The organism is Methylorubrum podarium, from assembly GCF_022179745.1.
Taxonomy (GTDB): Bacteria; Pseudomonadota; Alphaproteobacteria; order Rhizobiales; family Beijerinckiaceae; genus Methylobacterium; species Methylobacterium podarium.
Genome location: NZ_BPRD01000316.1, coordinates 1 through 10,608 on the forward strand (window position 1 = coordinate 1; position 10,608 = coordinate 10,608).

General features: G+C 70.8%; 14 protein-coding genes. 12 read left to right on the top strand and 2 right to left on the bottom strand.

The genetic code is table 11. The features are described from left to right. The first annotated feature begins 397 nt into the window (after positions 1-397). The 7 genes from MFF42_RS15820 to MFF42_RS15850 all read left to right on the top strand — a co-directional run bounded on the left by MFF42_RS15820 (position 398) and on the right by MFF42_RS15850 (position 6,631). Positions 398-826: a hypothetical protein gene (locus tag MFF42_RS15820; protein ID WP_238256601.1), complete on the top strand. Its 429-nt coding sequence runs from the start codon at positions 398-400 to the stop codon at positions 824-826. Next, complete coding sequence (locus MFF42_RS15825; RefSeq protein ID WP_373875189.1) at positions 777-2,054, top strand: DNA-packaging protein; 1,278 nt, start codon at positions 777-779, stop codon at positions 2,052-2,054. The genes MFF42_RS15820 and MFF42_RS15825 overlap by 50 nt, the downstream gene beginning before the upstream one ends. Before the next feature lie 50 nt (positions 2,055-2,104). Then, positions 2,105-3,265: a phage portal protein gene (locus tag MFF42_RS15830; RefSeq protein WP_238256602.1), complete on the top strand. Its 1,161-nt coding sequence runs from the start codon at positions 2,105-2,107 to the stop codon at positions 3,263-3,265. 55 nt (positions 3,266-3,320) lie between these two features. Continuing rightward, the gene (locus tag MFF42_RS15835) at positions 3,321-3,791 is read left to right on the top strand and encodes an HK97 family phage prohead protease (RefSeq protein ID WP_238256603.1); all 471 of its coding nucleotides are present in this window, start codon (positions 3,321-3,323) and stop codon (positions 3,789-3,791) included. A 30-nt stretch (positions 3,792-3,821) separates the two neighbouring features. Next, positions 3,822-5,087, top strand: coding sequence for a phage major capsid protein (locus MFF42_RS15840; protein ID WP_238256604.1), 1,266 nt, complete (start codon positions 3,822-3,824; stop codon positions 5,085-5,087). A gap of 189 nt (positions 5,088-5,276) precedes the next feature. Further along, entirely contained in the window at positions 5,277-6,374 is a 1,098-nt protein-coding gene (locus tag MFF42_RS15845) for a chymotrypsin family serine protease (protein WP_238256605.1), read from the top strand. Between the two features lie 11 nt (positions 6,375-6,385). Next, the gene (locus MFF42_RS15850; RefSeq protein WP_238256606.1) at positions 6,386-6,631 is read left to right on the top strand and encodes a hypothetical protein; all 246 of its coding nucleotides are present in this window, start codon (positions 6,386-6,388) and stop codon (positions 6,629-6,631) included. A 136-nt stretch (positions 6,632-6,767) separates the two neighbouring features. Here MFF42_RS15850 and MFF42_RS15855 read toward each other — a convergent pair whose 3' ends face one another. Both MFF42_RS15855 and MFF42_RS15860 read right to left on the bottom strand, forming a co-directional pair. Further along, the gene (locus tag MFF42_RS15855) at positions 6,768-7,613 is read right to left on the bottom strand and encodes a S1 family peptidase (protein ID WP_238256607.1); all 846 of its coding nucleotides are present in this window, start codon (positions 7,611-7,613) and stop codon (positions 6,768-6,770) included. 146 nt (positions 7,614-7,759) lie between these two features. Then, positions 7,760-8,524: a trypsin-like serine protease gene (locus tag MFF42_RS15860; protein ID WP_238256608.1), complete on the bottom strand. Its 765-nt coding sequence runs from the start codon at positions 8,522-8,524 to the stop codon at positions 7,760-7,762. A 33-nt stretch (positions 8,525-8,557) separates the two neighbouring features. Here MFF42_RS15860 and MFF42_RS15865 point away from each other — a divergent pair, with 33 nt between their 5' ends. The 5 genes from MFF42_RS15865 to MFF42_RS15885 all read left to right on the top strand — a co-directional run. Further along, complete coding sequence (locus MFF42_RS15865) at positions 8,558-9,133, top strand: head-tail connector protein (protein ID WP_238256609.1); 576 nt, start codon at positions 8,558-8,560, stop codon at positions 9,131-9,133. 22 nt (positions 9,134-9,155) lie between these two features. Then, positions 9,156-9,497, top strand: coding sequence for a head-tail adaptor protein (locus MFF42_RS15870; RefSeq protein ID WP_238256610.1), 342 nt, complete (start codon positions 9,156-9,158; stop codon positions 9,495-9,497). Continuing rightward, positions 9,494-9,913, top strand: coding sequence for a DUF3168 domain-containing protein (locus MFF42_RS15875; RefSeq protein WP_238256611.1), 420 nt, complete (start codon positions 9,494-9,496; stop codon positions 9,911-9,913). Before MFF42_RS15870 ends, MFF42_RS15875 begins: the two co-directional genes overlap by 4 nt. Positions 9,914-9,944: 31 nt before the next feature. Then, on the top strand, positions 9,945-10,355 hold the full coding sequence (locus tag MFF42_RS15880; protein ID WP_238256612.1) for a phage major tail protein, TP901-1 family: 411 nt from the start codon (positions 9,945-9,947) through the stop codon (positions 10,353-10,355). Positions 10,356-10,357: 2 nt separating this feature from the next. Further along, a partial coding sequence (locus tag MFF42_RS15885; protein ID WP_238256613.1) for a gene transfer agent family protein occupies positions 10,358-10,608 on the top strand: 251 nt, incomplete at its 3' end.

The window sequence follows — 10,608 nt, forward strand, 5'->3', positions numbered from 1 at the left end:
CCACGGCTTCGCCTCGCAATGACCGAGGAGAAACCGAAGGAATCAACCGGGAAGCGTATTAGAACACCCCGAAGAACCACAGCAGAAGAATAATCGGCAGCGGAATGCCGATCAGCCAGAGGAGTCCACCTTTGAGCATCGTGCTGTCTCCCGTTTGCTGGAGGCGGCGGGGCGCGCTCCTTGCTTTCTCTACCGGCGAGGCTCCGTTCGCGTTCCTCTTCTATGGAAAAATTCACAGCCAGCCGGCGTGCGGGAGAGAAGCGATCGCCCAGGACTGAACCTAAGAGAAAAGACCAAATTCCTCGATTTCTCCGTAATAGGAATTTATAGGTTGACAGCGCGACGCTCCCCGTGTAGGTAGAGGGCACGCTCGAGAAGTGTGGATGGAGACCCCGCGATGCCGGACCCCTCCGAGCCACGCGGTGAGCCCGAGGCGAGCGCGCCCTCGAAACCAGCGCCCAGGAAGGTCCGCAGGAGAACGCCCGATGCCGGGCGGCTGCGGGCGCGGCTGCTCAGCCATATCGAGCGGCAGATCGCGCGGTTCGACGCGATCCTCGATACCGAGCCGCCGCCCGCCGGGTTCGACTCCGCGAAGGTGCTGCGCGATCTCGGCGGGCTGAAGAATTTGCTCGACGACATGAGGGCGGCCGACCGGGCCGCGGGCGCGGGAGGCACGGATGGAGCGACCGGCCGAGCCTCCCTGTCCGTCGCCGACCTCGTGGCGATCCGCGCGGATATCGCGCGCCGCTATGCTGCATTCGCGGCGGCGGAGCCGGATGACGGCGTTCCTGAGCCGGCTCCCCCCGGAGCATCTGCGCCTGCTTGAGGCCGACTGGCTCCACCGCGCCCGGCACGACCAGCTTCCGCCGCCGGGACACTGGACGACCTGGGCGGTGATCGGCGGGCGCGGCTCGGGAAAGACCCGGACCGGCGCCGAGTGGGTGCGCGGCCTCGCCCACGGCGATCCGGTGTTTTCGCAGGTGCCCGTCGAGCGCATCGCCCTGATCGGCGAGACTTTTGCGGATGTGCGCGACGTGATGGTCGAGGGGCCGTCCGGCCTTCTCGCGCTGCCGCGGCTCGGCGGCGCCCCGCCGGTCTGGCAGCCGTCGCGGCGTCGAGTCGTGTTCGGCAACGGCGCCGTGGCGCTCGCCTTCTCGGCCGAGGAGCCGGACTCCCTGCGCGGCCCGCAATTCGGAGCGGCGTGGTCCGATGAAATCGCCAAGTGGCGCGAGGCCGAGGCCGCCTACGACATGATCCAGTTCGGCCTGCGGCTCGGGACGCATCCGCGCGGCCTCGTCACCACGACGCCGCGGCCGGTGCCGCTGATCCGCCGGCTGCTCGCCGATCCGCGCACGGTGGTGACGCGCTCGCGCACCGCCGACAATGCCGAGAACCTCGCGCCGAGCTTCCTCGAAGACGTGGTCGGGCGCTACGCCGGCACCCGCCTCGGGCGCCAGGAACTCGACGGCGAACTGATCGAGGATCGTCCGGACGCGCTCTGGACCCGCGACATCGTCGAGCGCGCCCGTGTCGCGCAGGCGCCGCCGCTGCAGCGCATCGCCGTCGCGGTCGATCCGCCGGCCTCGTCGCGGGCCGGGGCCGATGCCTGCGGGATCGTCGCGGCGGGACTCGCCGCCGACGGCACCGCCTACGTGCTCGCCGACGCGACCCTGGAGCAGGCGGCGCCCGCGGCCTGGGCCCGTGCGGCGCTCGCGCTCTACCACCGCCTGAGTGCCGACGCCCTGGTGGCGGAGGTCAACCAGGGCGGCGAGATGGTCGTCGCGGTGCTGACCGAGGCCGACCCGAGCGTGCCGGTGGTCACCGTGCGGGCGACGCGGGGCAAGCTGCTGCGGGCGGAACCGGTCTCGCTGCTCTACGCGCAGGGGCGGGTCCGCCATGTCGGCCCGCTGCCGGCGCTGGAGGACGAGATGTGCGCCTTCGGTCCCGGCGGCCTGCCGGGCGGCGGGTCGCCGGACCGTCTCGACGCGCTCGTCTGGGCACTCACGCACCTGATGCTCGCGCCGAATGCGGAGCCGCGCATCCGCCGGCTGTGACGGCGGGCGCGGTTAATTTCACGTGAAACACTGTTGGGCGGGGATGTGCCATGCCTGGATTCATCGCCCGGCTCGCGAGGGCCGCCGGCTTCGTCCCGGCGACGAAGGCGAGCGCGGCCGTTGCCCTCTACGGCGAGGGACGCGCGGTCTGGACCGCGCGGGACTACGCGGCGCTCGCCCGCGAGGGTTTCCAGCGCAACGCCGTCGTCCACCGCGCGGTCCGGCTGGTCGCCGAGGCGGCAGCCTCCCTGCCGCTGACGCTGGCCGGCGCCGACGACGCGCATCCGCTGATGGCGCTGCTCGCCCGGCCGAACCCGCGCGAGGGCGGAATGCGCTTCCTCGACGGCGTGTACGGGCACCTCCTCGTCTCGGGCAACGCCTATCTCGAAGCCGTCGAGATCGACGGAACGCCGCGCGAACTGTTCTCCCTGCGCCCCGACCGGATGCAGGTCGTGGCCGGCGCCGACGGCTGGCCGGCGGCCTACGAGTACAGCGTCGGCGGCCGGCGCATCCGCTACGAGCAGGCCGGGGCGGTGCCGCCGATCCTGCACCTGACGCTGTTCAACCCGCTCGACGACCATTACGGCCTCTCGCCGATGGAGGCGGCCGCCGTCCCGCTCGACATCCACAACGCGGCCGGCGCCTGGAACAAGGCGCTGCTCGACAACGCCGCGCGCCCCTCCGGCGCCCTGGTCTTCGCGCCCTCGACCGGCGCCGCGCTCAGCGACACGCAGTTCAGCCGGCTCAAGGCGGAGCTGGAAACGAGCTACCAGGGCAGCGCCAATGCCGGCCGCCCGCTCCTCCTCGACGGCGGGCTCGACTGGCGCCCGCTCTCGCTCTCGCCGAAGGAGATGGACTTCGTCGAGGCGAAGGCCGCCGCTGCCCGCGAGATCGCCCTTGCCTTCGGCGTCCCGCCGCTGCTGCTCGGGCTTCCCGGTGACAACACCCACGCGAACTACGCCGAGGCGAACCGCGCCTTCTACCGCCAGACGGTGATCCCGCTGGTGCGCCGCACCGCCGATTCGCTCGCGCGCTGGCTCGAGCCCGCCTTCGGCCCGGCGCGGCTAGAGCCGGATCTCGACGCGGTCGAAGCGCTCGCTGCCGAGCGCGAGTCGCTCTGGCGCCGGGTGCAGGGGGCCGATTTCCTCTCGGTGGCGGAGAAACGCGAGGCTGTGGGGTATCCGGCCAAAGTTCCGGGGTCCGGGGCCTGAGGCCCCGGCGGGATTCGGGCAGAGCCCGTTCATCTCTCCTTTCCGAGGTCCTTCGATGGATGGCCATTTCACCGGCTACGCCAGCCTGTTCGGCGTGCCCGATCTCGGCCGCGATACTGTCGCGCCGGGCGCCTTCGCCGCGAGCCTCGCCCGGCGGGGTTCGCACGGCGTGCGGATGCTGTGGCAGCACGATCCGGCCGAGCCGATCGGCTCCTGGCTCTCCCTCAAGGAGGACGCCCGGGGCCTGCGCGTCGCCGGCCGCCTCAACCTCGCGGTCCAGCGCGCCCGCGAGATCGATGCGCTGATGCGCGAGGGTGCCCTCGACGGGCTGTCCATCGGCTTTCGCGTGGTGCGGGCCTCGCCCGAGCGCGGCGGGCGGCGGCTGATCGCCGTCGACCTCTGGGAGGTCTCGCTGGTGACCTTCCCGCTCCAGCCCGAGGCGCGGGTGATCCGCGCCGCGGCCCCGCGCCCCTTCGTTCCGCCGCGCTCGCGCCTCGCGACCCCGCCGCTCGCGGCGCGCGCCTGACCCTTCCCTTCCTGCACCGATGAGGATGCCATGACCGAGATGCATTTCGAGACGAAGGCCCCCGCCGGCCTGGCCGAGAACAAGGCGGCGGGCTTCGGCACCGAGGCGGTGCTCGACGAGTTCGCCCGCGCCTTCGAGGCGTTCAAGGAGGCCAACGACGTCCGCCTCGCCGAGATCGAGACCCGGCTCACCGCCGACGTGGTGACGGAGGAGAAGCTCGCCCGTATCGACGCTGCGCTCGATCAGGCGAAGAACCGCCTCGACCGGATCAGCCTCGACCGTGCCCGCCCGCCGCTCGGCGGGACGGATAATCCGCGCGACGCCTCCGCCACCGAGCACAAGGCGGCCTTCGACCTCTACGTCCGGGCCGGCGAGAGTGCCGGCCTCAAGCGGCTGGAGGAGAAGGCGCTCTCCGCCGGGTCGGGACCGGACGGCGGCTACCTCGTGCCCTCGACGATCGAGCGCGAGGTGCTGCGGCGCCTGGCCGAGATCTCGCCAATCCGCGCCATCGCCACGGTGCGCGTGGTCTCCGGCGGGCAGTACAAGCGGGCGGTCTCGGTCAACGGTCCCGCCGCCGGCTGGGTCGCCGAGACCGCGCCCCGGCCGCAGACCGATGCGCCGAGCCTGTCCGAGCTGAGTTTTCCGGCGATGGAACTCTACGCCATGCCGGCGGCGACGCAGACGCTCCTCGACGACGCGGTGCTCGACATCGATGCCTGGCTCGCGGAGGAGGTGGAGACGGCGTTCGCCGAGCAGGAGAGCGTCGCCTTCGTCACCGGCAACGGCGTCGGCCGGCCGAAGGGCTTTCTCAGCTCCGACACGGTCGCCAACGCGAGTTGGGTGCCGGGCAAGCTCGGCTTCGTCGCGACGGGGGCGGCGGGGGCCTTCGCCGCGAGCAATCCGAGCGACGTGCTGTTCGATCTGATCTATGCCCTCCGCGCCGGCTATCGGCAGGGCGCCAGCTTCGTCATGAACCGACGGGTGCAGAGCGCGATCCGCAAGTTCAAGGACGCGGACGGCAACTATCTCTGGCAGCCGCCGCTCGCCGCCGACCGGGCCGCGACCCTGATGGGCTTCCCGCTCGTCGAGGCCGAGGCGATGCCGGACCTGTCGGCGGGGAGCCACTCCATCGCCTTCGGCGATTTCAGGCGCGGCTACCTCGTCGTGGACCGCGTCGGCTTGCGAACCCTGCGCGATCCGTATTCCGCCAAGCCCTACGTGCTGTTCTACACCACCAAGCGCGTCGGCGGCGGGGTGCAGGACTTCGCCGCGATCAAGCTGCTCCGGTTCGCCTGAGTGCCTTTCTGAGCGTGGGCGCCGAGCCGGGCGTCCACGCTCTTACGCATCATAAACCGACAATTATGCATCATTCTGTGAAACTTGGGCGATTTTATCAACCTAGGGGAAATTTCTGGGAACCTCCGACTCCCGCAGCGCTTGAATGTGCTTTAAGATGCGACCGTAGTGACGTCAGGATGTTGTCGTATGAATTTCGATGGAGCGCGAAACGCCAAGGCCGAAGTCTTCGCCGGGGCGTTCAGATTCGAGGAGGTTTTATCCGCGCAGGGTATCGACAGCACCGGCCCGACTTTCAGTCCGATGCCTGGGACTGAGAGCTTTGAAGATATTGCCGTGGCTCGAAGACAGAAGAAGATCGATCCGAAGGAGATGATTGCAGTTGGCATCCTGCGTCCGGATGGCCACAACGCGAATCCAGATGAATTGCAGCTTGGCATATTCATTCAGCACAACAAGTTGCGCCAGCATCCTGTCGTCGAGCGCGCCGCACGCATCGCTCGAGGCGAAGTCCGGGTCATCTTCACTGGGCCTGCCCGTCGGCGTGCCGTCCTCAACGGAGGACGCTACCGCCCTCTGACAATCGGCGCTTCGGTCGGCCATCGCCGCATCACCGCTGGAACGTTAGGTTGTTTCTGCCGGAGCCGTGAAGGCGGCGGTATCGGCTTTCTGTCCAACAATCATGTCTTGGCGAACAACAACAAGGCCAAGCCGGGCGATATCATTCTCCAGCCGGGAAGAGCCGATGGCGGGCAGCACAGCAATCCGGCAGATGCCGTCGCAGCACTCTATCAGTTCGTCGAACTGGATTTCTCACCCGGTGCCGTAAACCGCGTCGATTGTGCTTTCGCTTATCTTCTTTCCGAAGTCGGGTGCAATCCCGATCGCTTCAGCGATCCCCATGATGCGAAGAACGTGTGGCCCGTCGGCGCGATCGACGATCTGCTCCTCGAACAGGATTTCGTCCACAAAGTCGGACGAACCACGGGGTACACCACGGGGCGCGTGACGGCCGTCGATGTCGACAACCTCGTTGTCCAGATGGCCTTCGGTGCCGGCGTGAAACTTGCTCGTTTCGACGGGCAGATCGCGATCGAGGGAAGGGAGGGGCACTTCTCGAAGGGGGGCGACAGTGGCTCCATCATCTTCACACAGGATGGGCGTCCCGCAGCCCTGCTCTTCGCCGGAACCGAGACCCGCAGCCGCGGTACCTACGGCATCACCTATGCAAACCCGATCGGGCTGGTTCTTGAGCAACTCGATCTGGAAATCTATACAGGCCGTTGAGGGAATCGATCATGTCGAACCAACGCGAGAGGCTGCGGTCGTCCAAGCCGGCTGCCCAGGCTGCGAAGGACGCTTTCGCCTCGAAATATGTGACCGGTCGGAACGATCTGGCAGTCGGACTCGGCCTAAACGAGAGCGGCAGCAACTGGGCCGTGAAGGTCTTCGCTCAATCACTCTCTGCAGCCGGTGAATTACCCGATCACTTCGGCGATTTCGATGTCGAAGTCAGGGTCACAGGCGCTGCCAAAGCGTTCTGATCGAGCAAAAGTCGATCCGGGATCAGCTGGTTTTCTCCGGTGAGAAAATTTTGGCCACGGGGCGGCTTCGAAGCCTCACAACACCCTGGCCACCGATCGTTCCCGTTCTGGTACCGGCAGGGGGCTCTGGAGACACTTAGTTTCGACGCCGGGCGGGCCGGGCCATCCACTCGGTGCGCCCGGCCTGCGCCGCCGCCATGTCGGGGCTCATCGCCTCCATCTCGGCGGCGCGCGAGGAAATCCAGCTCGCGTGCTCGCCGGTGGGCGTCACGGCGGTGAAGCCGCCGCAGGCGGTGCGGGCGCGCCGGTCCTGGCGCATGGCGCCGCTCGACCAGCTCACCACGCCGACCATCTGGCCGCCGCGCAGGATCGGGCCGCCGGAATCACCCAGGCACGCGCCGGCCCCCGCGGTCTCGGCCATGCGCCGCGCGTCGGTGACGACGGTGACGCGGTTGGCGACCTGCAGCGAGCCGATCGAGACGAGATGCGCCGTGCGCAGCGTCCGCGCGGTGTTGCGGCGGTTCTCGGCGAGCACGCCGAAGCCGGCGATGTCCACGTTGTCGCCGGTGGTGATCGCGCCGCCGCGGGGATCGAGCGGGCGGAAGCCGGGGCCGACCGGCTGTTCCAGCTTGATCAGGGCGAGGTCGATGCCCGGCTGCTCCTCCGGCGTCGTGCCGGGAACGAAGTCGGGATGCATCGAGACCGCGACGGCGCGCAGGCGGCGCTGGCGGAAGTTCGGATCGACCACGACGACGTTGTAGCCGGCCTTGTGCATCACGCAGTGGGCCGCGGTGAGGACGATGTCCTGCGTGATCAGGGTGCCCGAGCAGATCTCGCCCTGCGTGCTCTCGATGCGCACCACCGAGGCGCGCAGGCCTCCGGGATCGCGGGAGGCGCGGCCCTCGACCACGGCCTGGGCCGAGAGCGGGACGAGCCCCAGCAGGGCACCGAACAGGCACGCGCGAAGGGGGCTCGCAACCATTTTTTCCGTTCTCCAGGGCCTGGGCGCGTGCCGCGGGGTGCTGCGGCCGAATCCCGGACCGGTTGAAGCGTATCCGAAGGCAATTCGGCGGCCAAGCTCCGGTTCCGCGCCCGCGGCGGCGGGACGGTCACGATCGGTTAAGGACGTCACCAGCGCGCCGCGAGGCCCCACCCGGCGAGCGTCCGGTCGATCCATCCCCGCTGCGGCCCGAGCAGGATGCCCTGGGTCAGCCCGCCGCAGGCATCCTTGACCCAGGCGGCCAGGGCCATCACCGCGGCGTCCTCGAAGATCGGCCCGCCGGAATCGCCCTGGCAACCGCCGGCCCCCGCTGCCTGCATCCAGACCAGGATGCGGCTCGGGCCGTAGGGTTCGATCACGGTCAGCGCCGCGCCGCGGTAGCGGCCGATCGAGCGCCGGTCGTTGCCCCGGACCGCGCCGTAGCCGGCCAGCGTCACGCTCTGGCCCGCCCGCGGCATCGCGGCGCTCAAGGTCGCCGGCACGAAACGGCCGGGCAGGGGCTCGCGAGTGCGCAGCAGGGCGAGGTCGATGGAGCGGGTGCGCCCGCGGATGGCGTCGCCGTCATAGGCCGGATGCAGGCTGCGGGCGGCGACCTCGGCCAGGACCGGGCGATCCGCCGCGTCGCGGTAATGCACGCGGTTCTCGCCCACGCCCGCCACGCAATGGCCGGCGGTCAGCACCGCGTCGGGGGCGACGACGACCCCCGAGCAGACCCCGCCGCCGGAGGTCAGCACCATCACCGTCGAGGCCGCGCCCGGCACCTCCGCACCCTCGCGGCCGCCGACGATGGCCCCGGCCGGGGGGGCCGGGGCGGCGATGAGCAGAAGCGCGAGGGTCGCGGCACGGAGGGTGTGGCGCGCCGCGGGAGCGGCGGACGGGTTCGGCGCGCGCATCGATGGCGAAAAACGCTTTCAGGAGAAGACGGCATGATCCCGATACGCGTCGAGGAGACCGGCGTCGAGCCGCTGAGCCTCGCCGAGATGCGCGGCTATCTCCGGCTCGCCTCCGACGAGACCGCCGAGGATGCCTTGATCACCCGCCTGATCCCCGCGGCGCGGGCGGCGGTCGAGGCGGCGGCGCGCCGTCTGCTGCGGCCCGCCCGCTTCCGGGTGGTGCTGGCGGCCTGGCCCCGGCTCGGTCTGCTGCCGCTCCCCTTGAGCCCGCTCGTCGCAATCCTCCGCGCCGGACGGGTCGATGCGGGCGGCACCGTCACCGAGATCGAGCCGGGGCCGATCCGGGTCGGCCCCGACCCGTGGGAGGCGCCCTGCCTCCTGTTCGGGCCGGACCTGCCGCCGCTCGGCACGGCCTCGGCGCTGGTCGAGGTGAACGCCGGCTGCGGCGGCGAGGGGCCGCCGGTCCCCGAGCCGCTGGTCCAGGCCCTGCGCCTGACGGTTGCGGACTGGTTCGAGAACCGGGGCGATGCCGGCCGCGAGGGCACGCCCCGGCCTCTCCCGCCGGAGGCGGCGGGGCTCGCCGCCGCCTGCCGCCGGATGCGGCTCTGATCCCGATCCCCGGAGACCGACCATGACACACAGGCCGCTCGGCGCGCGGCGGCGGCGCCTCGTGCTCGAACTCCCGGTGGACGAGCCCGACGGGTTCGGCGGCCGGCTCCGCCGCTACGTCGCTGGGCCTGTGCTGTGGGGCTCGCTGGAGGCGCTCGGCAGCACCGCCGCGCCCCGCGGTGGGCGCGACGACCGGCCCGGTCTCTACCGGGTCGGCCTGCGCTACCGCCCCGGCGTCACCCCGGCGATGCGGCTCGCCGACGGGACGCGCCGCTTCGCGATCCGCGCGGCCGGCGACCCCGACGGGCGCCGCCGCGACCTCGTCTGCGAGGTCGAGGAGGTGATCGAGGAGGCTTCCCCGTGACCCGATCGAGCCCCCTCCTGGCCCTGCGCGCCGGCCTCCTCGCGCACCTTTCCGGCGATGTGCCGCTGGCCGCGCTGATGGGCGGCCGCCTGCGGCTCTACGACGAGCCGCCGCGGGGCGCCGCCCCGGTCTACGCGCTGTTCGGGCCGAGCGAGGTGAGCGACGATTCCGTCGACGGCGCCCGGCGCCACCGCCACGCCTTCGCGCTGACGGTCTTCGCCAAGCCGGGCTCGGCCCGCTCGGCCCTGGAGGTGGCCGAGCAGATCGCCGCCAGCCTCGACGAGGCCGACCTCACCCTCAGCGGCCACGTCCTCGTCCTGCTGCGCCTCAAGAGCCTCGCTGCCTTGCGCGACGAGCGCACCGGCGAGGCGCGCACGACCCTGTCCTTCGAGGCGGTGACCGAGGTCGCCGCCTGACCTGTTGTCCACGAACGCCGGAGCCGCGAGCATGAGCGCACAGAAGGGCAGGGACCTCCTGGTCCGGGTGAGCAACGGGGCCGGCGGCTTCGTCGCGGTGGCGGGCCTGCGCGCCCGGCAGCTCACCTTCAACGCCGAGATGGTGGACGTCACCAACGCCGATTCCGCCGGGCGCTGGCGCGAGCTGCTGGCCGGCGCGGGCGTGCGCCGCGCCGCGGTGGCGGGCTCGGGCGTGTTCCGCGACGAGGCCTCCGACGCGCGCCTGCGCCAGATGTTCTTCGACGGCGTGATCGGCCTGTTCCAGATCGTCGTGCCGGATTTCGGCACGATCGAGGGGCTGTTCCAGATCACGAGCCTCGAATACCGCGGCGAGCATGCGGGCGAGGTGACCTTCGACATCGCCCTCGATTCCGCCGGCCCCTTGAGCTTCGCGGGGGCGTGACCATGGCCAACCGCCGACGCGGCGAGGTGCCGCTGACTCTGGGAGCCGAGCGCTACACGCTCTGCCTCACCCTCGGCGCGCTCGCCGAACTGGAGGACGCCCTCGGCGCGGGCGACCTCGCCGGCCTCGCCGAGCGCTTCGCCGACGGGCGGCTCGCCGCCCGCGACGTGATCGCGCTGCTCGGCGCGGCGCTCCGCGGCGGCATCAAGACGGTGCTGATCCCGGAGGAGAACGCCAAGGACATCGCCGAGGT